Here is a 21,968-nt window from a genome sequence, read left to right on the forward strand (position 1 = left end):
GGGTCCGGGGCGCAGCCCCACGGGGTCCGGGGCGCAGCCCGGGGTCCGGGGCGCAGCCCCACGGGGTCCGGGGCGCAGCCCGGTACCCCGCCCAGCCCGTCCGGCGCTTGAGGACCGGGGTCCGGGCAGCGCCCGGGGAACGGTGGAAGGGCGGGTAGGGGAACTCCGCCCCGCAGGGCAACCCACCACCCGGTACCTGCCGCCCGCGCTCGGGAATCTGCCCGCGGGTGGGGGCCGCGGCGCGGAGCCGTCCCCTACCCGCCCTTCCACCGTTCCCCGGGGCTGCGCCCCGGACCCCCGGGGCCCACCCCAGACCAGTTCCGGTCTCACCGGGCCGGCGCCGGGCGGGCTCCGCCCCGTGGCACGGCCGGGAGGCTCCGGTCAGCGGCCGGTCAGCGCCGGGTCAGCGGCCGGTCAGCGCCGGGTCAGCGGCCGGTCAGCGCCGGGTCAGCGCCAGCAGATCGCGCGCGGGGCCCGCCGGGCGTGCGCCGGCGGGCCAGACCGCGCGGAGTTCGCGCTCCAGGCCCGCACCGAGCACCGGTACGGACACCAGCCGGCGCCCCGCCATCTCGTCGCCGACCGCCAGTTCCGACAGCACGCACGGCCCGGCCCCGCTCACCGCCGCCGCCTTCACCGCGGTGGTGGAGGCCAGTTCCAGCAGCGGCTCCGCCAGCCCCCCGCACCCGGCCAGCGCCGCGTCGAGGACCTGCCGGGTCCCCGACCCGCGTTCCCGCAGGATCAGCGGCGTCGCCGCCAGCTCCGCCGGCTCCACCCCGCGCGTGCGCCGGGCCCAGGGGTGCCCGGGGGCCACCGCCACCACGAGGCGGTCCTGGGCGATGACCACCGAGTCCAGGCCGTCCGGCACGGTGAGCCCCTCCACGAAGCCGAGGTCCGCCTCGTGGGCGAGCACCCGCTCCGCCACCGCCGCCGAGTTCCCCGCGTGCAGCGACACCGCCGTGTCCGGGCGCTGCCCGCGCAGGGCGATCAGCCAGCCGGGCAGCAGGTACTCCGCGATGGTCATGCTGGCCGCGACCCGCAGCCGGGAGTCGCGGCGGCCCCGTAGCGCCTGCGCGCCCGCGTCGAAGGCCTCGGCCGCCTCCACCACCCGCCGGGCCCAGTCCGTGACCAGCGCGCCCTCCGCGGTCAGCGTCGACCCGCGCGGGGAGCGGTCCACGAGTGCGACCCCGAGCCGGGTCTCCATCGCCCGGATCCGGCTGCTGGCAGCGGGCTGGGCGATCCCGAGCCGTCGTGCCGCAGCGCTCAGACTGCCCACACGTGCGACCGCGAGCAGCAGTTCCATGGCCCCCAGGTCCGGAACCCGGTGCGCCAGCGGAACCTGCCCCTCGACCCACTCCTCATGACCGCTCCCATTACCCATAACCTCAGTTTATGTCCTCATAGGACAACACCCTCTGCCGTCCGGCCCCGCCCGGCGGGACGCTGGACCCATGGCCACCACCCTCGTACGCCCCGTCCCCACCACCCCCGGGACCCTCGCCACCGCGGCGGCCCACAAGGCCCCCTCCCTGCAGCACCTCGGCCCCAACTGGTACGCCTCCGTCATGGGCACGGCGATCATCGCCAATGCCGGCGCGACCCTCCCGTACCAGCTCCCCGGCCAGCGCGTGGTCTGCCAGATCTTCTGGGTGCTGGCCGCCACCGCCCTCGCGGTCCTGCTGACCGCCCGCGCCGGACACTGGCTCCACCACCGCGACCAGGCCCGCGCCCACCTCCTGGACCCCGCCGTGGCCCCCTTCTACGGCTGCCTCTCGATGGCCCTGCTGGCCGTCGGCGGCGGCGCGCTCATCGTCGGCAAGGACCTCATCGGCCTGCCCGCCGCCATCGCCGTGGACACCGTCCTGTTCACCGCGGGCACCGCGATCGGCCTCCTCGCGGCCGTGGCCGTCCCCTACCTGATGGTGGTCCGCCACAAGGTCGAGGCCCACCAGGCCACCCCCGTCTGGCTGCTCCCCGTGGTCGCCCCCATGGTCTCCGCCGCGCTGGGCCCCCTGCTCATCCCCCACCTCCCCGCCGGCCAGGCCCGCGAGGCCATGCTGCTCGGCTGCTACGCGATGTTCGGCCTCAGCCTGCTCGCCACCCTGCTGCTGCTCCCCCTGATCCTCGGCCGGCTGATCGTCAGCGGCCCCCTGCCCCTGGTCCTCACCCCGACCCTGTTCCTGGTCCTGGGCCCCCTCGGCCAGTCGACCACCGCGGTGAACTCCCTCGCGGACATGGCACCCCGGTCGATGGCGGGCCCCTACACCGGCGCCTTCTCCGCCTTCGCGGTCGTCTACGGGGTCCCCGTGATGGGATTCGCCCTGCTGTGGCTGGCGCTGGCCGCGGCGATGCTGCTGCGGGCCGCCCGGGGCGGCATGGGGTTCGCCATGACCTGGTGGGCACTGACCTTCCCCGTCGGCACCTGTGTCACCGGAGCCGCCGGCCTGGCCCGCCACACCGGCCTCGCCGCCTTCTCCTGGCTGGCCGCGGCCCTCTTCCTGGCCCTGCTGACCGCCTGGCTCCTGGCCGCCGCGCACACCCTGCACGGCCTCTGGTCCGGCCGCCTGCTGGCCGCGCCCCGCTAGGTCGCCGCCCGCAGGGCCGCCCCCAGCACCTGAGGGGCCGCCACCAGCGAGGGCCCGTACCAGGTCAGGTGGCGGCCGTCGACGAACGCCGCCGGGATGCCGGGGAAGGCCTCGGGGCCGTCCCCGGGCCCGAAGCGGTACGGCTCGTCCGGGAACACCACCAGATCGCAGCCCGCGGCGGCCGGGCCGGGCGCCCCGATCCGCGGGTAGCGCTCCGCGTGCCCGGCGCAGACGTTGCGCACACCGAGGCGGGCCAGCAGGTCCCCCGCGAAGGTGTCGCGGCCCAGCACCATCCAGGGCCGGCGCCAGACCGGCACGAGGGCCGTCCGCGGCGCTCCGGCCGGCTCCGCGCGGGCCCACGCCGCCTCCGCGTCCGCCAGCCACCCCGGCCGCTCCAGCCCCATGGCCCCCACGAGCACCCGGTCCAGTTCGGCGAAGGCCTGCGGGAGGTCCCGTACCTCGGTGACCAGCACCTCCAGCCCGGCCTCCCGCAGCGCCGCCAGGTCCGGGGCCCGGTTCTCCTCCTCGTTGGCGAGGACCAGATCCGGGCGCAGCTCCGCGATGGCCCGTACGTCGGGGTTCTTCGTCCCCCCGATGCGCGCCACCTCGCCCAGGCCGGCCGGATGCGTGCACCAGTCGGTCACCCCGACGAGCGCACCGGGCGCGCTCACGGCCACCGCCTCGGTCAGGGACGGCACCAGCGAGACGACCCGCACGTCCCCCATCGCGGTCAGTGTCCCGGCGAGGGCGGCTCGGAGGTCGCGTGGATGTGCTCGCCGACCGCGACGATCAGGATCCGGGTGTCCTCGGTGACCGCCCGCCAGCGGTGGCGCACCCCGCCGGACAGGAACAGCGCGTCGCCGTTCTCCAGCCGGTACGCCCGCCCCTCGGCCTCCACCTGGCAGGCGCCCGAGACCACGTACATCAGCTCGTCGTTGCGGTGCTGGTACTCGCGGCCCGCGTCCTGGTCGCCGGTGAACTCCAGCGCGTGCAACTGGTGGTGCCCGCGCACGAGGGGCCGTACGCCGGGAACGGGCGTCAGCGCGGAATCGTCGCCCGCCCGTACGAGGTCCACGGTGCGCGCGGTGTCGGAGGCGGCCAGCAGATCGACGGCCGTGGTCCCCAGCGCGTCGGCGACCCGCTCCAGGGAGCGCATGCTGGGCCGGGCCCGCTCGTTCTCTATCTGGCTCAGGAAGGGGACCGACAGCCCGCTGCGCGCGGACACCGCCGCGAGGGTGAGCTGCAGGGCCCTGCGTCTCTTGCGCACGGCCACGCCCACGCGCAGCGGTTCCTTGGACTCCTTGTCGCGTTCCCGCTCCTTGTCGTCCGCGCCGGTCGTCGCTCCGCGTCCGTTCTTGCCGTCGGTGCCGTCCCTGTCGTCCATGGCGGGGCTGCCCTCCCCTTGTCCCGGTCGGTCCGTCGCACATCGCGCGTCACACATCGCGCACCACACATCGCCCATCGGTGTGCTGTAAGCACCTTACGCAGCAACCGGCCCCGGTTTCGCGCTCACGAGCAGAGCAGGCCGTACCTGCGCCACTTTCCGTTTGCCCTCGGTGCATCATCGTGACCGTGACGACGACACGACGCCTGATGCTCCTGGACACCGCTTCCCTCTACTACCGCGCGTACTTCGGCGTGCCGGATTCCGTGAAGGCCCCCGACGGCACTCCGGTCAACGCCGTCCGCGGCCTGCTCGACTTCATCGGCCGCCTCGTGCAGGACCACCGGCCCGACGACCTGGTCGCCTGCATGGACGCCGACTGGCGTCCCCACTGGCGGGTGGAACTGATCCCGTCCTACAAGGCCCACCGGGTCGCGCAGGAGACCGCGAGCGGCCCGGACGTCGAGGAGACCCCGGACACCCTGGCCCCGCAGGTCCCGATCATCGAGGCGGCGCTGGACGCCTTCGGCATCGCCCGGGTGGGGGTCGCCGGGTACGAGGCCGACGACGTGATCGGCACCCTGACCGGCCGCGCCACCGGCCCGGTGGACATCGTCACGGGCGACCGCGACCTGTACCAGCTGGTCGACGACGCGAAGCGGCGCCGGGTGCTGTACCCGCTCAAGGGCGTGGGCACCCTCCAGGTGACCGACGAGGCCTGGCTCCGCGAGAAGTACGGGGTGGACGGCCCCGGATACGCCGACCTGGCACTGCTGCGCGGGGACCCGAGCGACGGCCTGCCGGGCGTCCCCGGCATCGGCGAGAAGACGGCGGCGAAGCTGCTGGACGCCTACGGGGACCTGGCCGGGATCATCGCCGCGATCGAGGACCCGAAGTCGAAGCTGACCCCCACCCAGCGCAAGCGGCTGGACGAATCCCGGCCCTATCTGGCGGTGGCACCGAAGGTGGTCCAGGTCGCCTCGGACGTTCCGCTTCCGGCGTTCGACCCGGCGCTCCCGGCCGTTCCCGCGCAGCCGGATCTGGTCGCGGCGCTCGCGCAGAGGTGGGGCCTGAGTGGAGCCGTTGAACGTCTGGGCAGCGCACTTCGCCCCTGAGGTGCTAACTTAGGTAATCCTAAGCTTCACGGAGTCAGGGTCGGAGAGTCAGGGAGACGTCGTGGCAGAAGGACGAGCCCGCAAGGTCGGCACCGCAGTGGTCGTGCGGACCGAGCGGTTGAGTCCGCACATGGTGCGGATCGTGCTGGGCGGTGCGGGTCTGGCCGGATTCGGCGCGGGCAGTTACACCGACCACTACGTGAAACTGCTCTTCGCACCGGACGGGGTCACCTACGCCACCCCCTGGGACCTGGAACGGATCAAGGCGGTCCACCCCCGCGAGGAGTGGCCGCGCCAGCGCGCGTACACGGTGCGCGCCTGGGATCCGGCCCACCTGGAACTGACCCTCGACTTCGTGGTCCACGGCGACGAGGGCCTGGCCGGCCCCTGGGCCGCCCGCGTCCAGCCGGGTGAACTCGTACGCTTCCTCGGCCCGGGCGGGGCCTACGCCCCGGACCCGGCCGCCGGCTGGCACCTGCTGGTCGGCGACGAGAGCGCCCTGCCGGCGATCGCCGCGGCGATGGAACGGATGCCCGCCGGAGCCCGGGTGCACGCGCTCGTGGAGGTCGAGGGCCCGCACGACGAGCTGAGGATCGCCACCCCCGACGGCGTCGTCCCGGTCTGGATCCACCGCGGCTCCCGCCCGATCGGTGAAGCCCTGACCGAGGCCGTCCAGGCCCTGGCCTTCCCCTCCGCCGACGTCCACGCGTTCGTGCACGGCGAGGCCGGCTTCGTCAGATCCCTGCGCCACCACCTGCGCATCGAGCGCGGCATCCCGCGCGAGCGCCTGTCGATCTCCGGCTACTGGCGCCAGGGCGTGACGGACGAGGGCTGGCGCGCGATCAAGCGCGACTGGAACGCACAAGTGGAAGCCGAACAGGAACGCCCCCTGGCGGCCGCCGCCTCCTGACCGGCCGGCGAGCGGCTCCCGGCCCACCCCGGGAGCCGAGCCCCGGCGCGGGAGCCCTACACCGGCCCGGGAGCCCGGCCCGGGAGCCCGACACCGGCCCGGGAGCCCAGCCCCGACCCAGGAGCCCGGCCCGGGAGCCCGACACCCGCCCGGGAGCCCGACACCGGCCCGCGGAAGAGCTGCCGGGCGGGATCACCCGTTCGGCGGCACAATGGGCCCATGCGTACGCTCCGCGCATTCACGGCGGCCGGAGCAGCCGTTCTCCTGGCCTCGGCCGGGACCGCGACCGCCGCGCCGAGTCCGCCGCCCGCGCCCACCGCCCAGCTCACCGACGCCCAGGTCGACACGGCCGTGCGGGGCCTCGACGCCACCGTCGCCGGGATGATGCGCCGCACCGGGGTTCCCGGTGTCTCCGTCGCCGTCGTCCACGGCGACAAGGTCGTCTACCTCAAGGGCTTCGGCGTGCGCCGCGTCGGCGACCCGGCCGCCGTGGGCCCCGACACCGTCTTCCAGGTCGCCTCGCTCTCCAAGCCGATCACCTCCACCGTCGCCGCCGGGGTCCTCCAGGAGCCCGCCGACTTCGACCGGCACACCGATCTCCCCGGCTTCGCCTTCAAGGACCCGTGGGTCACCTCGCACGTCACCGCCGCCGACCTGCTCTCCCACCGCAGCGGTCTGCCCGACCACGCCGGCGACCTCCTCGAAGACCTCGGCTACGACCAGGCGTACATCCTCGACCACCTGCGCCTGGCCCCCCTGAGCCCCTTCCGCGCGAGCTACGCCTACACCAACTACGGGTTCACCGCCGCCGCCGAGGCCCTCGCCCGCTCCCGCGGCGTCACCTGGCAGAAGCTCAGCGCCGACACCCTCTTCAAGCCCGCCGGCATGACGCACACGAGCACCGAGTTCCAGGCCTTCGCCGACGCCCCCGACCACGCCGCGACCCACGTCAAGAACCCGGACGGCACCTGGAGCCCGCGATACGTCCGCGATCCCGACGCCCAGGCCCCGGCCGGCGGGGTCAGCAGCACCGCCCGCGACATGTCCCGCTGGCTGCGGCTCCAGCTCTCCGGCGGCACCCTCGACGGCAAGCGGATCATCCCCGCCGACACCCTCGCCCGCACCCACCTCCCCGAGATCGTCGCGCAGCCGCCCGCCTCGCCCACCGCCCGCACCGGCTTCTACGGGCTGGGCTGGAACGTCAACTACGACGACGCGGGCCGCCTGCGCCTGAGCCACTCCGGCGCCTTCGAACTCGGCGCCAACACCAGCGTCAGCATGCTCCCGCTGGAGCGGCTCGGCATCGTGGTCCTCACCAACGGCGCCCCCGTCGGCCTCCCCGACGCGGTCGCCGCCGAGTTCTTCGACACCGCCGAACACGGCAAGGCGACCACCGACTGGCTGTCCCTGATCGGCGGCCTCTACGACCGGATCAACGCGGAGGGCCGCTCCCCCACCGACTACGCCCACCCGCCCACCGGGGCCGCGCCGGCCGGCGAGGACTCCGCGTACACCGGCACCTACCGGAACCCCTACTACGGCAAGGCCACCGTGGCCGCCACCGGCACGGGCGGGCTGACCCTGTCCCTCGGCCCGGAGCCGATGGTCTTCCCCCTCACCCACTACGACGGGGACACCTTCAGCTACGAGACCGCCGGGGAGAACGCCGTCGGCCGCACCGGAGTGTTCTTCTCCCCCGCCGACCACACGGTCCGCATCGAGTACCTGGACGCCGACCACCTGGGCACCTTCACCGGCGGCTAGGCCGTCCTTCCCGGATCCTGCCGGGCCCGGGCCGCATAGCCTGTACCCGGTGAAGCGCAGATCCCACATCCCCGACGCGCCCCTGCCCCAGGTCTCCGGCATCGACCCGGTCCGCATGCGGCTGCCCCCCGACCCGGACGGGACCTGGCCGGACCTCGGCTCCTACCTCACGGCACGCTACGAGGGCACGCGCGGCGCCGAGTCCATGGCCCGCCTGCTGCGCGACGGCCGGGTGCTGGGCCCGGGCGGCCGGGTGCTGCGGCCCGAGGACCCGTACGAGCCCGGCGGCTTCCTGTGGTTCCACCGGGACATGCCGCCCGAGCCCGTGGTGCCCTTCCCCATCGGGGTCGTGTACCGCGACGAGCACCTGCTGGTGGCCGACAAGCCGCACTTCCTGGCCACCACCCCGCGCGGCAGCCACGTCTTCCAGACGGCCCTGGCCCGGCTCCGGGTGGAGCTCGGCCTGCCCGAGCTGAGCCCGGCGCACCGGCTGGACCGGATGACCGCAGGGCTGGTGCTGTTCAGCATCCGCCCCGAGGACCGGGGCGCCTACCAGCTGATGTTCCAGGAGCGGCGGATCCGCAAGGAGTACGAGGCGCTCGCGCCCCACGACCCGGCGGTGGAGTTCCCCCGGACCCTGCGCAGCCACATCGAGAAGGTCCGCGGGGTGATGGCGGCGACGGAGGTCGAGGGCGCCGAGCCCAACGCCGAGACCCTGGCCGAACTCCTCGGGGTCAAGGGCGGCACCGGGCGCTACCGGCTGACCCCGCACACTGGCCGCACCCACCAGCTGCGGGTCCACATGAACAGCCTGGGCCTGCCGATCCTGGGCGACCCGGTCTACCCGGTGGTCCGCGATCCCGCGCCCGACGACTACCGCCGTCCGCTCCAGCTCCTGGCCCGCACCCTGGAGTTCACCGACCCCGTCACCGGGCTCGCGCACCGCATCGAGAGCGCCCGCACCCTGCGGGCCTGGGGGGACCGGCCCGGCTGGGAAACGGGATCCGGGGACGGACACTGAAGGGACGGGCGGTCTAGCGGCCGACGTCCGCGATGCGCAGCGCCGCATCGGCGGTGGCCTCCGCGAAGGCGGCCACCGGGCGCCCCGGATCGGAGCGGTGGATCAGCATCACGCCTTCGATGAGCCCGAAGACGAGGTCGTTGCGGAGCACCAGTCCGGCCTTGTCGCCGGCGAGTTCGGCCCCGGCCCGGGTCCCGTCGAGCAACTCCCGGTAGATGCCCTTGAGTTCCTGACGCATCCGGCGGAAACGGGCGAAGCGCGCACCGGCGACCTCCGGCAACAGGTAGAGCGCGCCCAGGTTGTACGGCCCGCCGCACAGCAGCATCACGTCCGAGCGGCACAGTTCCCAGAGCCGGCGGCCGGCCGGCCGGTCCGCTTCCCCGGCCAGCCTGCGGGCCAGCTCCAGGGAGGGCGCGACCGTGGACTCCAGGAGTTCGGCGAGGAGTTCCTCCTTGCCGCCGAAGTAGTGGTACATCGTGGCCTGGCGCATTCCGGCCCGTTCGGCCACGGCCCGGGTGGTCGTGGCCGCGTACCCCTTCACCGTGAACAATTCGGCCGCCGCGTAGAGGAGTTCCTCGCGCGGCGGCCGCCCGCTCGCCGGTCTCAGCTGATCGGCGCGTGGCCGACCGACCCGTCTCGGCCCGTCATCCGTTCCACCAGTCATGGCCCGATTTTCCCACGGGACACGCCGAAGCGATCATGGCAAGAGGTGAGATCCGGCCATGACCGCTTCTGGAGGAACCTACGAATCCGGCTATCCCACCGAGCTGTAGGCCACCACACCTCGCAGCAGCGCGTCCACCGCCTTGCGCGCATTGCGGGCCACGGTGCTGCCACCCCCCGAGGAGCCCGAGGAGCCCGAAGACGCCGCAGCCGAGGAAGAGGGCGCCGCGGCGGCCACCTGCCCCAGCACGTCGATGACCTGCTTGCACCAGCGCACGAAGTCACCGGCCGGCATCTCCGCCTCGCGCAGCACCTCGTCCAGGCTCTTGTCGGAGGCCCACTGGTACACCGCCCACGCGAAGCCGAGGTCCGGCTCGCGCTGGCCCACGCCCTCCGCCTGGTTGATGCCGTGCTCCTCCTCCAGCGCGTCGAGCCGGCCCCAGATGCGGACCATCTCGCCGAGCGCGGCCTTCGCCGCACCGCCCGGCACCTTCGGCGCGACCGCGTCGTCGGACTGCCGCGCCTCGAAGACCAGCGCCGAGATGCAGGCGGCCAGTTCGGCCGGGCTCAGCCCCTCCCAGACACCGGCCCGCAGGCACTCGGACGCCAGCAGGTCGAGCTCTCCGTAGAGCCGCGCCAGCCGCCGCCCGTGCGGGGTCACCTCGTCCTCGCGCAGGTAGTCCAGATCCGTCAGCAGCGCGTGGATCCGGTCGAAGGTGCGGGCGATGGTGTTCGTCCGGCCCTCGATGCGCTGCTCCAGCTGCCGCGTGTCCCGCTGCAGCCGGTGGTAGCGCTCCGCCCAGCGGGCGTGGTCCTCGCGCTCGTCGCAGCCGTGGCACGGATGCGCCCGCAGCGCGGTGCGCAGCCGCGTGATCTCCCGGTCGTCGGCCGCGGCCGCCCGGCCCCGGGGGGCCCGGCCCGGCCTGAAGTCACCGGCCTTGGTCCTCAGTTGCGAGGCCAGGTCCCGACGGGACTGAGGGGAGCGGGCGTTGAAGGTCTTGGGGATCCGCATCCGGTCGAGGGGCTCCACGGGCACCGGGAAGTCGATCGCGGCGAGCCGCTTGACCTGCCGCTCCGCGGTGAGCACCAGCGGGCGCGGGCCCTCTGTGTACTCGTGCCCCCGGTGCCCGTTGGACCGCCCGGCCGGCACGCCCGGGTCCAGCACCAGGGCGAGCCCGGCGAACTTGCCCGTCGGCACGTGGATGATGTCGCCCGGCTTCAGCTTCTCCAGCGAGGTCGCCGCCTGCGCCCGCCGCTGGGCGGCGCCCTGCTTGGCCAGGTCGTTCTCGCGGTCCTTGAGGTCACGGCGCAGCCGCGCGTACTCCTCGAAGTTCCCCAGGTGGCAGGTCATGCCCTCCCGGTAGCCGTCCAGGCCCTCCTCGTTGCGCTGCACCTGCCGGGAGATCCCGACGACCGAGCGGTCGGCCTGGAACTGCGCGAAGGAGGTCTCCAGCAGCTCGCGCGAACGGTGCCGCCCGAACTGCTGGACCAGGTTGACGGCCATGTTGTACGAGGGCTTGAAGCTGGAACGCAGCGGATACGTACGGGTACCCGCGAGCCCGGCCAGGCCCGCCGGGTCCATGCCCCGCTGCCACAGCACCACCGCGTGGCCCTCGACATCGATGCCGCGCCGCCCGGCCCGCCCCGTCAACTGCGTGTACTCGCCCGGGGTGATGTCGGCGTGCTGCTCGCCGTTCCACTTGACGAGTTTCTCCAGGATGACCGTGCGCGCCGGCATGTTGATGCCCAGCGCCAGGGTCTCGGTGGCGAAGACGGCCTTCACCAGGCCCCGTACGAACAGCTCCTCGACGACCTCTTTGAAGGTGGGCAGCATGCCCGCGTGGTGCGCGGCGATGCCCCGCTCCAGGCCTTCGAGCCATTCGTAGTAGCCCAGGACGTGCAGGTCCTCGGTGGGGATGGAAGCGGTCCGCTCCTCCACGATCTCGCGGACCTTCAGGCGCGCGGTGTCGTCGTTGAGCCGCAGCCCCGCGTACAGGCACTGCTGGACGGCGGCCTCGCAGCCGGCCCGGCTGAAGATGAAGTTGATGGCGGGCAGCAGCCCGTCGCCGTCGAGCCGTGCGATGACCTCGGGACGCGAGGGGGTCCAGATCCGGCCGCGGGAGCGCCGCTCGCGCTCGCGGTCGGCCTCGCGGACCATCTTCCCGCGCCGCCGGTCCTTCGGGTTGTACCGGCTGCTGTTCTCCTCGCGCGCCATCCGCAGCAGATCGGGGTTGACCTCGCGGCGCGCGGAGCCGCGGCCGCCGTGGTCGGACCCCTCCTCGAAGAGGTCGTAGATCCGCCGGCCGGCCATGACGTGCTGCCACAGCGGTACGGGCCGCTCCTCGGAGACGATCACCTGGGTGTCGCCGCGCACGGTGTCGAGCCAGTCGCCGAACTCCTCGGCGTTGGAGACGGTGGCGGAGAGCGAGACCAGGGTCACCGACGCGGGGAGGTGAATGATCACTTCCTCCCAGACGGCTCCGCGGAACCGGTCGGAGAGGTAGTGCACCTCGTCCATCACCACGTGGCCCAGCCCGTTCAGCGCCTGCGAGCCCGCGTACAGCATGTTGCGGAGCACCTCGGTGGTCATGACCACGATCGGCGCGTCGGAGTTGACGCTGTTGTCGCCCGTGAGCAGACCGACCTTGTCGGCGCCGTAGCGCTTGGCGAGGTCGGCGTACTTCTGGTTCGACAGGGCCTTGATGGGCGTGGTGTAGAAGCACTTGCGGCCCTGCTGGAGGGCCAGGTGCACGGCGAACTCGCCGACGATCGTCTTGCCCGAGCCGGTCGGGGCGGCCACCAGGACGCCCTTGCCGGCCTCCAGTGCCTTGCAGGCCTCGATCTGGTAGGGATCCAGGTCGAATTCGTACATCTCACGGAAGGGCGCCAGGGCCGAGGCCTCTTCGGCGGCGCGGATCCGGGCAGCGGCGTACCGCTCGGCGGGAGAAAGTTCTTCGGTCATCTTGTCTTCGAGCCTACCCGTCGCCCCTGACAACAGTCGCGATCTTTTGCGCGGTCCCCCACCGGGCCCAAACCGGGCCCGCACCGGGCCCGGACCGCCTACGCCAGGAGCCGCAGGGCCGCCGGGACGCACTCGGCGCTCACCGGGAGCGGCCCCAGCGGCTCGCCGTCCGCGTAGGCCGTGATCCCGGCGGCCTCCAGGGTCACCTTCGAGGCCCGGTGGACGGTGACCTTCGGATGGTCGAGGTGGGTGCCCTTGTAGACGCGGGGAAAGACCTTCAGCAGGGTGGTGCGGCTGCAGTCGCCGACGACCGTGACGTCGAAGAGCCCGTCGTCGGGCACGGCGTCCGCGCAGATCCGCATGCCGCCGCCGTAGGAGGAGCCGTTGCCCACCGCCACCAGCGTGGCCTCGGTCTCCAGGACCGGGCCCCCGTCCAGGGTGATCCGGTACGGGAAGGGCCGGAAGGCGGCCAGTTCCAGGGCCATCGCCAGGTCGTACTTGAACCGCCCGGCCGGCAGCCGCATCCGGTTGCCCCGGTCGTTGACCCGCGAATCGAAACCGGAGCACAGCACGGTCCCGTACCAGGTGCCCCCGGTTCCGGCCCCGACGCCGGCCCCGCCCACCCGGCCGAGGTCGATCTCCCGGATCCGGCCCTCCTTGAGCGCCTCGGCGGCCAGCCGGCCCGCCCGCGCGGGTTCCCGTACGGGCAGTCCCATCGCGCGCGCGAAATCGTTCCCGGTGCCCACCGCGACCACCCCGAGCGGCACCTCGGTGCCCGCGAGCGCCTGCAGCGCGAGGGAGACCAGCCCGTCGCCGCCGACCGCGATCACCGCCCCGGTGCCCTCGCGCACGGCGGCCCGCAGCCGGGACAGGGCGTCGGCCCCGTCACCGCCGACGACGCTGCGCACCGAGAAACCGGCGTCGCGAAGCGCGGAAGCGGCCGGCTGCGCGGCGTGCGCGGCCCGGCCGCTTCCGGCGGTGGGATTGACGAAGAGGGTGATCTCGGCGCTCACCCGCGGGAATGTACCCGGCGGGGGCTCCCGCGTCGATCAGGTGGCGTCGTCGTAGCCGTTGATCCGCTGGCGTCCGCCGTCGGCCTGCCCGGGCAGGGCGCCCGGAGCCGCGACCGGTTCGACCGCACCCACCGCGGCGGGGGTCAGGTCCACCGCGGAGGCCTCGTCGTCGTCCAGGCCCGCGTCCGGGTTGTTCCGGAGGCGGCGGCGGTCGTTGAGGTAGCAGACCAGCAGCGCGATGAAGTACAGGGCGACGATCGGCGCGGCCAGCGCCAGCATCGTCAGCGGGTCACCGGTGGGCGTCGCGAACGCCGCGAAGATCGTGATGCCCAGCACCATCGCCCGCCACCAGCTCGCGAGCCGCTTCGCGGTCAGCACCCCGGTGACGTTGAGCAGGATCAGCAGCAGCGGCAGCTCGAAGGCCAGGCCGAAGACCACGATCATGCGCGTGATCAGGTCGAGGTAGTCGTCGACCGGCAGCAGGTTGCTCGCGTTCTCGGGGGTGAACTCCAGCAGGATCACCGCGGTCTGCGGCAGCACCATGTACGCGAGGACCGCACCGGCGCCGAACAGCGGTGCGCCGACCGCCACGAAGCCCACGGCGTACTTGCGCTCGTGGTTGTGCAGCCCCGGGGCCACGAAGGCCCACAGCTGGTACAGCCACACCGGCGCGGAGAGCACCACACCGGCGGTGAGGGAGACCTTCAGGGCGATGGAGAACGGCGCGATGAGGCCGTTGACCGTCATGGCGGCGCAGGGCTTCCCGTTGCGCTGCGCGACCACGCCGTTGGCACAGCCGACGGAGTCCAGGATCGGCTTCATCATGAAGTCGATGAGGTCCTTGTAGAAGAACGCGGCCACGATCGTGATCACGAGGATTCCAAGGACGGCCTTCAGCAGCCGGTTTCTCAGCTCACGCAGGTGCTCGACAAGAGGCATCCGCCCTTCGGCGTCCTTGGCCTTCTTGTCCTGCTTCTCCTGCTTGCGGGCAGACTTGAGCAACCCACGTCCCTTGTCTCGTTGCAGTTGACTGGTGCGAGCGCGGCCGGCGGACCGGCCGCCGTCAGCCCTGCGTGGTGTGGTTGGGCTCGTTCACGGGGCGGGCGCTGGTGACGTCACCGGGCGAAGCCTGGATCGTGCGCGGAGCCGCGGTCTGCTGCTGGGGCGCCGGGTCGGCGACGGAAGCGGCGGTGGCGGCGTCCTCCGCCTCCCCCTCCTTCTTCATCGCCTTCGCCTCGCTCTTGAGGATGCGGGCGGACTTGCCGAGCGAGCGGGCCATGTCGGGAAGCTTCTTGGCACCGAACAGCAGGAAGATCACGGCGACGATCAGGAGGATCTCGAGGGGCTTCAGGTTGCCGATCATGTGTGTCTTCCTTCTCACCGAAACGGCTGGTTGTGGTAGTCAAGACGGCTCTGACCGAGATCGGTGAGCCGTTCTGACATGGATCGTAACCCCCGGGGGTTAACGGCAGGCAATGCCCTGGGGTATCACCGCTTGCGTGGTCAGACAGTACGACGGTTGACCTGCGATGGCTATGGCCGCACGGAACGCCCGGCCCTGGCCAGCCCCGCGGCGGCCTTTTCCAGGTCCGCGGAGGCGTCCGCGATGCGCCGCCCGGCGTCCGCGACCTGGGCGGAGAGCCGGCGCACCTCCACGAAGACCCGCACGGCGAGCACGGCGAGGACGGCGAGCCCGAGGAAGCTCAGAGCGATTGCGAACATCGGCCACAGCATGTGACGAGCCTAGGCCACCGCGCGCCTCATACGCTGCGCAGGGTGCTCACGCCGCCACCGGTCAGCAGCTCCACGATCCGCTCACCGGCCGGTTTGCGGACCGCGGCCGCGCACTCGGGGCAGGTGAAGGAGTAGAAGGTCGTACGCCGGCTGCCGCCGATGGCCAGCCGCAGGGCGCCCGCGTCCAGCTCGAAGCGGGCCCGGCAGTCGGGGCAGGACGCCTTGAACGCGATCGACACCGCGCGGATCCCCCCTCGGCCCCTCAGCCCTGTTCCCCGTCGGCGCCGCTCCCGGCCGCCACGTCCGCGGCCGCCACGTCCGCGGGCGCGACGTCCGCCGGCGCCACCTCCCCGGCCGCCCCGCCCTCATAGGCGGCGAGTGCCTCGCGCGCCGCCCGGCGGGCGCTGTCCGCCAGCTCCACGGGGGCCACGATCCGCCCCTCCCGGCCCAGCCGCAGCGCCAGGCGGCGCAGCGAGCCCGGGTCAGGGGTGCGCAGCGTGATCCGCAGACCCCCTTCGGGCAGCTCCTCCGCACTGTCGTGCGGGTAGTACTCCGCCACCCAGCGCCCGCCGGGACCGACCTCGATCACGACCTCCGGGTCCTCGGCCGCCGGCTGCACCAGCCCCTCGGACAGATCGCGGGGCTCAATGGCCGGCGGATCGGCCCGCTCGTCGAGCAGCCGGATCTCCGCCACCCGGTCCAGCCGGAAGGTCCGTCGGGCCTCCGAGAGGTGGCACCACCCCTCCATGTAGGTGTGCCCCACGGCGAACAGCCTGATCGGGTCCACCGTGCGCTCGGTCAGCTCGTCGCGCGCGGGCGAGTAGTAGCGCAGCCACAGGCGGCGCCGCTCCGCGATGGCCCGGTCCACGTCGGCGAAGACCCCGCCCTCGGACTCGAAGGTCACCGACAGCCGGGAACTCGCACCGGCCACCTCGCCCGCGGCCGCCTCCAGCTTCGCGGTGGCCCGCAGCAGGGCCTGGCGGTCCCCCTCGCGCAGCCCCGGCAGCGTGGCCACGGCCCGGGCGGCCACCAGCAGCGCCGTCGCCTCGTCCGCGGCCAGCCGCAGCGGCTCCGCGGTGGACTCCCCCGAGGCGTCGGGGTTGCGCCACCAGATGCGCTCCCCGTCGGTGTCGATGTCGAGCAGGTCCCCGCCCCGGAAGCTGGTCCCGCACATGGGCAGCACGTCGAGGTCCGAGATCAGCTCGTCCTCGGTGATCCCGAAGGCCCGGGCCACGTCCGCGACGTGCGCACCCGGGCGCTCGCGCAGGTACGTCACCAGGGACAGCATCCGGCGCGTCTGGTCGATGGCGTTGGCAGCCATGCTGGTACGTCTCCCCCTCAGGGCGTTGCTCACTGATCTTCCCCGGTCCACCCGGCCCACCGGTCCGCACCGCTCCCGCGCACCCGCGCGCGGGACGGGTCAGCCCTTGGCCACGGCCCGCAGCCGGTCCACCACGTCCGCCCGCAGGTCGGCCGGCTCCAGCACCACCACATCGGGGCCGAACTCCACCAGCCAGGCGTCCAGCCCGTGCCCGTACGGGATCTCCAGCTCGTCCCAGCCCTCGCCGCCGGCCCCCTCGCGCACCGCCGCGGCCTTGGCCCGCAGCGGATAGCCCGCCCCCGCCCGCAGCCGGATCACCGCGGAGCGCTCCGCGCTCTCCCCGGCCCAGCTCGCCACGGTCTCCCGCACCGTCACCACGTCCGGGACCTCGGCGGTGTACCTGGCGGCCCGCGAGCGGACCTTGCCCGTGATCCGGGAGAGCCGGAACACCCGCTCCGCCCCGCGGTCGCGGTCGAAGCCCGCCAGGTACCAGTGGCCGCGCCAGCACTCCAGCGCCCACGGCTCGACCTGCCGGGTCTCGGGACGCGCCGCGGTGGACTTGCGGTAGTCGAAGACCACCGGCCGCCGGTCGCGGCAGGCCAGCATCAGCGGCTCGAAGGCCGCCTCGTGCACCGGGATCCGCGGTTCGATGGCACTGTGCTGGCCCTCGTACGGATCCGAGGCCTCCGGCATGCCGCCGGCGCGCAGCTTCTGCAGCGCCCCACTGGCCGCACCGGCCAGCCGGGCCTGCTGCCACACCTTGGCCGCGAGCCCCAGGGCCGCGGCCTCCTCGGCGTCCAGCGCCACGGGCGGCAGCCGGTTCGAGTCACGACGGGCCAGATAGCCGGTGTCGCCCTCCAGGTTCTCCACGGTCTCGATGACCAGCCCGAGCTCCCGCAGATCGTCCTTGTCCCGCTCGAACATGCGGTTGAAGGACTCGTCGTTCCCGGCTTCCATGTAGGCCTCGATGGAACCGCGCAGTTCCCGCTTGCTGAGCGGCCGGCGCGTCCCCAGCAGACACAGCGCCAGATTCATCAGCCGCTCGGCCTTGGCAATCGCCATCGACGCCCATCCGCCCTTCCAGACCTTCGAGTCGTGTCCCCGGTACACCCTCGTGACCGCTGACCGTACCGCCCCGGCGGCCCGGGGCAAAAGCGAGGGCCCCCGCCTTCACGGCAGGGGCCCCGCACGCCTCACGGCGCCGCTTCACAGCAGGACGATCAGGCGCCCATCAGGTCGCACACGAAGATCAGCGTCTCGCCCGGCTTGATCGCGCCACCGGCGCCACGGTCGCCGTAGGCCAGGTGGGCCGGGATGACCAGCTTGCGGCGGCCGCCGACCTTCATGCCCTGGATGCCCGTGTCCCAGCCGGAGATGACCTGGCCGACACCGAGCTGGAACTGCAGCGGCGCGCCGCGGCCCCAGGAGGCGTCGAACTCCTCACCGGTCGAGTAGGCCACGCCCACGTAGTGGACGGAGACCCGGGAACCGGCCTTGGCCTCGGCGCCCTCGCCCTCCCAGATGTCCTCGATCACAAGGTCCGCCGGGACCGGGAAATCGGGGAAGTCGATCTCGGGCTTCTCGAGCTTGTCGCTCACGGAACTGCTCCTCAAAACTTACGAACAGGGGTACAACCTGGACAGTCTTACACCACGGCGAGGATGTCGAGGCTGAAGACCAGCGTCGAATTGGCCGGGATGGTCTCACCCTGCTGCTTGTCGCCGAAACCCTGGTCCGGCGGGATGACCAGCAGGATGCGGCTACCGGCCTTCTTGCCGACGATCCCGTCCTTCAACCCCTTGACCTGCAGCTCCGCCAGCGGCCACGTCACGGACGTCCCGGAGGCGTACGTGCTCTCGAAGGTCTTGTCGTCCTTCCACGTCTTGCCGTGGAACTTGACCACCACGCTGTCGGTGTCCTTCACGACCGCGCCGTCGCCCTCCAGGACGTAGTTCGACACGAGCTTCGCCGGCGGCGTGCCGTCCTTCGGAAGGGTCACGGCGACTTCCTTGCCGTCCGTGTTCGTCCCCACCTTCGGCAGCGCCGCGTCCGTCTGCGGAACCTCCTTGCCCGTGGCCGAAGCCGGGATGGAGGTGCCCTTGACGATGTCCACGACGAAGACCAGCGTGGCGTTCGGCTTGATCTTCTCGCCCGAGCCCTGGTCGCCGTAACCGAGGTCCGGCGGGATCACGAGCTCCAGCCGGCTGCCGACCTTCTTGCCCAGCAGACCCTGGTCCCAGCCCTTGATGACCTGGCCCTCGCCGACGGTCACGTCGAACGGCTTGCCCTTGCCGAAGCTCTGGTCGAACGGCTCCTTGCCGTCCCAGACCTGGCCGAGGTAGTTGACCTGGGCGATGTCGCCCTTCTTCAGCGCCGGGCCGTCACCCTCGCTGATGGTCACCACCTTCAGTTCCTTCGGCGGGGTCCCCTTCCCCGTCGACAGGGTGGGGGTCTCCCCGAACTTGGCACCCTTCGTGATCGCGGGCGCCCCGTTCTTCATCTCGGCGGAGGTGGAGTCGGAGCCGCTGTCGCCACAGGCCGCTGTCGACAGCAGCAGAAGGGGTACGACAAGCAGGCCGGCAAGTCGGCGCACGTGTTCCTCAGATCTCAGACGGCACATAGGTCGTCGCCACTCTAAGGCGTGGACAGGGCCCCGTACGAGATCCGTACGAGGCCCTGGCCGAGATCGGCGCGATGCGCGCGGCACCGCCCCGTGCGCTACATCCCCGCGATCAGCTTCTCCACCCGGTCGTCCACCGAACGGAACGGGTCCTTGCACAGCACCGTGCGCTGCGCCTGGTCGTTCAGCTTCAGATGCACCCAGTCGACCGTGAAGTCCCGCCGCTGCTCCTGCGCACGACGGATGAAATCACCCCGCAGCCTCGCGCGCGTCGTCTGCGGAGGCACCGACTTGCCCTCGAAGATCTTGAGGTCGTTGCAGATCCGCGCCGCCTGCCCCTTGCGCTCCAGCAGGTAGTACAGCCCGCGCCTGCGGTGGATGTCGTGATACGCGAGGTCTATCTGAGCCACCCGCGGATTCGACATCGTCATGTTGTGCTTCGCCCGGTACCGCTCGATCAGCTGGTACTTCATCACCCAGTCGATCTCGGTCCCGATCCGGTCCAGATCCTCCGCGTCGATCGCGTCCAGCGTCCGGCCCCACAGCTCCAGCACCTGGTCCACGACACCCGTACGGATACCCCGCCGCTCCGCGAAGTCCACCGCCTTGTCGTAGTACTCCCGCTGGATCTCCAGCGCCGAAGCCTCCCGGCCGCTCGCCAGCCGCACCTTGCGCTGACCCGTGATGTCGTGACTGACCTCCCGGATCGCCCGGATCGGGTTCTCCAGCGTCAGGTCCCGCATCACCGTGCCCGCCTCGATCATGCGCAGCACCAGATCGGTCGCCCCGACCTTCAGCAGCATGGTCGTCTCGGACATGTTCGAGTCGCCCACGATCACGTGCAGACGCCGGTAACGCTCCGCGTCCGCGTGCGGCTCGTCCCTGGTGTTGATGATCGGCCGCGAACGCGTCGTGGCCGAGCTGACACCCTCCCAGATGTGCTCGGCCCGCTGGCTCACGCAGTACACCGCACCCCGGGGCGTCTGCAGCACCTTGCCCGCACCACAGATCAGCTGCCGCGTGACCAGGAACGGGATCAGAATGTCCGCCAGCCGGGAGAATTCCCCGTGCCGGGCCACCAGGTAGTTCTCATGGCAGCCGTACGAGTTTCCCGCCGAGTCGGTGTTGTTCTTGAACAGATAGACGTCGCCCGCGATTCCCTCCTCGTGCAGGCGGCGTTCGGCGTCGACGAGCAGGCCCTCGAGAATGCGCTCGCCGGCCTTGTCGTGGGTGACCAGTTCGATCAGGTTGTCGCATTCGGGAGTTGCATACTCCGGATGCGAACCCACGTCGAGGTAGAGGCGGGCGCCGTTCCGCAGGAAGACATTGCTACTGCGGCCCCATGACACAACACGGCGGAAGAGGTAGCGCGCCACTTCGTCAGGAGACAGTCGGCGCTGTCCCCTGAACGTGCACGTGACGCCGTACTCGTTCTCCAGCCCGAAAATGCGGCGGTCCATGACTGAACATTACGCCTTCTGCTCTGTTCTGAAACCGAGTTCGCAGGCGCCGTTTCGATCATTTTCCCGAGCGGCCACCCCACCGGCCGCCCACCGCACACCCACCGGCCCCCTAAGGCCCCGTCACCGAAGCCTCCGCAGAGCCCTCCAACGGCCCCGCCGGACCGGCCGGACCCCCAGCCGGCACCCCCGCCACCGAACCCGCCACCGCACGACTCGCACCCGGACGCGCCAGCACCCGCTGAGTCACCGTCAGCACCAGCAGCGCCGCGAACCCCGCCACACCCGCCACCGCGAACCCCGCCGCCGTACCCCCCGCCTCCACCGAAGGACCCGCCGCCGCCGTACCGATCGCCGCACCCACCCCGAAGAACGTCACCAGCCACGAGAACGCCTCCGTCACCGTCCCCACCGGAGCATGCCGGTCCACCACGATGAACGCACACGCCAGAGCCGGAGCCAGGAACACCCCCGCCAACGCCGCGAACCCCGTCATCGCCACCACACCCGGCACCAGCATCAACGGCAGATAACACACCGCCAGCAACGCCACCAGCACCCGCAGCCGCCGCTCCGGCGCCCCCGCCCACTGCCGCGCCCCGTACAGCACCCCACCGAACAGCGCGCCCAGACCCAGCGCCGCCATCAGCCAGCCGTACACCGCCTGACCACCGTACTCATCCGCGTACGCCACACCCGCCACCGTGATCGAACCCAGCGCCGTCCCCACGAAGAAGAACGCCCCCAGCAACGCCAGCAGACCCGGCGACCGCAGCGCCCCCAGCCAGTGCGCCTCCCGCGGCTCCGAACGCCACCTGCGCGAAGGCTCCGACACCACGACCGACAGCGCCCCCAGCACCCCGATCCCGTTCAGCACCAGCAGCGCCACCGCCGGATCCCACAACGCCACGCACAGCGTCACCAGCAGCGGCCCCACCGTGAACATGACCTCCTGGGCCACCGCGTCCATCGCGTACGCCGCGTGGACCCGCTCCTCCTTGCCGCCCAGCACGCTAGGCCACAGCGCCCGCAGCCCGCCCTCCAGCGGCGGCGTGAACACCCCCGCCACCAGCACCGCCGCGTACGCCACCGCCACCGACCCGGTACCGGCCAGCGCCAGCCACACCATGCCCAGCGCCGACACCACCGCCGCCGGCAACTGCACCCGCGGCTGCCCGAACAGGTCCACCGCCCGCCCCAGCAACGGCTGACCCACCGCGTTCGACACCCCGTACGCGGCCGCGAGCGCCCCCGCCAGGCTGTAGCTGCCACCCTCCGACCGGGTGAACAGCACGATCGCGATCGGCCCCGTCCCGTTCGGCAGCCGGCCTATGAGCGTGCCCACCAGCAGCCTCGCGGCATGCCGGGTCCTGAGCAGCTCCGCGTAACCCGCGGCCATGTCCGCCCCCTTCTGCCCGG

At 72.4% G+C, this 21,968-nt stretch carries 21 protein-coding genes; 5 read left to right on the forward strand and 16 right to left on the reverse strand.

Features of this window, described 5'->3' with window-relative positions:
• Positions 1–436: 436 nt before the first annotated feature.
• A complete protein-coding gene (locus tag ACWCP2_RS11505) occupies positions 437–1,378 on the reverse strand; it encodes a LysR family transcriptional regulator (RefSeq protein ID WP_450908376.1) in 942 nt (313 codons plus the stop codon).
• 70 nt (positions 1,379–1,448) lie between these two features.
• Here ACWCP2_RS11505 and ACWCP2_RS11510 point away from each other — a divergent pair, with 70 nt between their 5' ends.
• Positions 1,449–2,582: a TDT family transporter gene (locus ACWCP2_RS11510; RefSeq protein WP_450908377.1), complete on the forward strand. Its 1,134-nt coding sequence runs from the start codon at positions 1,449–1,451 to the stop codon at positions 2,580–2,582.
• Here the strand turns inward: ACWCP2_RS11510 and ACWCP2_RS11515 are convergent.
• On the reverse strand, positions 2,579–3,307 hold the full coding sequence (locus tag ACWCP2_RS11515) for a helical backbone metal receptor (RefSeq protein WP_450908378.1): 729 nt from the start codon (positions 3,305–3,307) through the stop codon (positions 2,579–2,581). The genes ACWCP2_RS11510 and ACWCP2_RS11515 overlap by 4 nt on opposite strands.
• A 5-nt stretch (positions 3,308–3,312) precedes the next feature.
• Positions 3,313–3,966, reverse strand: coding sequence for a helix-turn-helix domain-containing protein (locus ACWCP2_RS11520; protein ID WP_450908379.1), 654 nt, complete (start codon positions 3,964–3,966; stop codon positions 3,313–3,315).
• Positions 3,967–4,175: 209 nt separating this feature from the next.
• Here ACWCP2_RS11520 and ACWCP2_RS11525 point away from each other — a divergent pair, with 209 nt between their 5' ends.
• The 4 genes from ACWCP2_RS11525 (at position 4,176) to ACWCP2_RS11540 (ending at position 8,776) form a co-directional block, all read left to right on the forward strand.
• Entirely contained in the window at positions 4,176–5,081 is a 906-nt protein-coding gene (locus tag ACWCP2_RS11525) for a 5'-3' exonuclease (protein WP_450908511.1), read from the forward strand.
• Positions 5,082–5,142: 61 nt separating this feature from the next.
• Complete coding sequence (locus ACWCP2_RS11530) at positions 5,143–5,991, forward strand: siderophore-interacting protein (RefSeq protein ID WP_450908380.1); 849 nt, start codon at positions 5,143–5,145, stop codon at positions 5,989–5,991.
• A gap of 219 nt (positions 5,992–6,210) precedes the next feature.
• Positions 6,211–7,755, forward strand: a complete 1,545-nt coding sequence (locus ACWCP2_RS11535; RefSeq protein ID WP_450908381.1) for a serine hydrolase — start codon at positions 6,211–6,213, stop codon at positions 7,753–7,755.
• A gap of 49 nt (positions 7,756–7,804) precedes the next feature.
• A complete protein-coding gene (locus ACWCP2_RS11540; RefSeq protein WP_450908382.1) occupies positions 7,805–8,776 on the forward strand; it encodes an RluA family pseudouridine synthase in 972 nt (323 codons plus the stop codon).
• Between the two features lie 13 nt (positions 8,777–8,789).
• On the opposite strand, the gene ACWCP2_RS11545 is transcribed toward ACWCP2_RS11540, so the two are convergent.
• The 13 genes from ACWCP2_RS11545 to ACWCP2_RS11605 form a co-directional block, all read right to left on the reverse strand.
• Positions 8,790–9,440 carry a helix-turn-helix domain-containing protein gene (locus ACWCP2_RS11545; RefSeq protein ID WP_450908383.1) on the reverse strand — a complete coding sequence of 217 codons (651 nt, stop codon included), beginning with the start codon at positions 9,438–9,440 and terminating at the stop codon, positions 8,790–8,792.
• Positions 9,441–9,530: 90 nt separating this feature from the next.
• Positions 9,531–12,401, reverse strand: coding sequence for a DEAD/DEAH box helicase (locus ACWCP2_RS11550; protein WP_450908384.1), 2,871 nt, complete (start codon positions 12,399–12,401; stop codon positions 9,531–9,533).
• 98 nt (positions 12,402–12,499) lie between these two features.
• Positions 12,500–13,414: a diacylglycerol kinase gene (locus ACWCP2_RS11555; RefSeq protein ID WP_450908385.1), complete on the reverse strand. Its 915-nt coding sequence runs from the start codon at positions 13,412–13,414 to the stop codon at positions 12,500–12,502.
• Between the two features lie 36 nt (positions 13,415–13,450).
• Positions 13,451–14,416 (reverse strand): twin-arginine translocase subunit TatC, encoded by a 966-nt coding sequence (tatC, locus tag ACWCP2_RS11560; RefSeq protein ID WP_450908386.1) that lies wholly within the window; start codon positions 14,414–14,416, stop codon positions 13,451–13,453.
• 61 nt (positions 14,417–14,477) lie between these two features.
• Entirely contained in the window at positions 14,478–14,777 is a 300-nt protein-coding gene (gene tatA, locus ACWCP2_RS11565; protein ID WP_450908387.1) for a Sec-independent protein translocase subunit TatA, read from the reverse strand.
• A gap of 170 nt (positions 14,778–14,947) precedes the next feature.
• Positions 14,948–15,148, reverse strand: a complete 201-nt coding sequence (locus tag ACWCP2_RS11570) for a hypothetical protein (RefSeq protein ID WP_450908388.1) — start codon at positions 15,146–15,148, stop codon at positions 14,948–14,950.
• Positions 15,149–15,174: 26 nt separating this feature from the next.
• Entirely contained in the window at positions 15,175–15,414 is a 240-nt protein-coding gene (locus tag ACWCP2_RS11575; RefSeq protein WP_450908512.1) for a hypothetical protein, read from the reverse strand.
• A complete protein-coding gene (locus tag ACWCP2_RS11580; RefSeq protein WP_450908389.1) occupies positions 15,411–16,469 on the reverse strand; it encodes a helix-turn-helix transcriptional regulator in 1,059 nt (352 codons plus the stop codon). Before ACWCP2_RS11580 ends, ACWCP2_RS11575 begins: the two co-directional genes overlap by 4 nt.
• A 99-nt stretch (positions 16,470–16,568) precedes the next feature.
• On the reverse strand, positions 16,569–17,531 hold the full coding sequence (locus ACWCP2_RS11585) for a helix-turn-helix transcriptional regulator (RefSeq protein ID WP_450908390.1): 963 nt from the start codon (positions 17,529–17,531) through the stop codon (positions 16,569–16,571).
• 158 nt (positions 17,532–17,689) lie between these two features.
• Positions 17,690–18,067 carry an FKBP-type peptidyl-prolyl cis-trans isomerase gene (locus ACWCP2_RS11590; RefSeq protein ID WP_250740366.1) on the reverse strand — a complete coding sequence of 126 codons (378 nt, stop codon included), beginning with the start codon at positions 18,065–18,067 and terminating at the stop codon, positions 17,690–17,692.
• A 47-nt stretch (positions 18,068–18,114) separates the two neighbouring features.
• The gene (locus ACWCP2_RS11595; protein ID WP_450908391.1) at positions 18,115–19,062 is read right to left on the reverse strand and encodes an FKBP-type peptidyl-prolyl cis-trans isomerase; all 948 of its coding nucleotides are present in this window, start codon (positions 19,060–19,062) and stop codon (positions 18,115–18,117) included.
• 125 nt (positions 19,063–19,187) lie between these two features.
• Positions 19,188–20,549 carry a Pup--protein ligase gene (gene pafA, locus ACWCP2_RS11600; RefSeq protein ID WP_053678744.1) on the reverse strand — a complete coding sequence of 454 codons (1,362 nt, stop codon included), beginning with the start codon at positions 20,547–20,549 and terminating at the stop codon, positions 19,188–19,190.
• A gap of 112 nt (positions 20,550–20,661) precedes the next feature.
• Positions 20,662–21,948, reverse strand: a complete 1,287-nt coding sequence (locus ACWCP2_RS11605; RefSeq protein WP_450908392.1) for an MFS transporter — start codon at positions 21,946–21,948, stop codon at positions 20,662–20,664.
• Between the last annotated feature and the right edge of the window lie 20 nt (positions 21,949–21,968).

It is taken from the genome of Streptomyces sp. NPDC002104 (genome assembly GCF_053593795.1).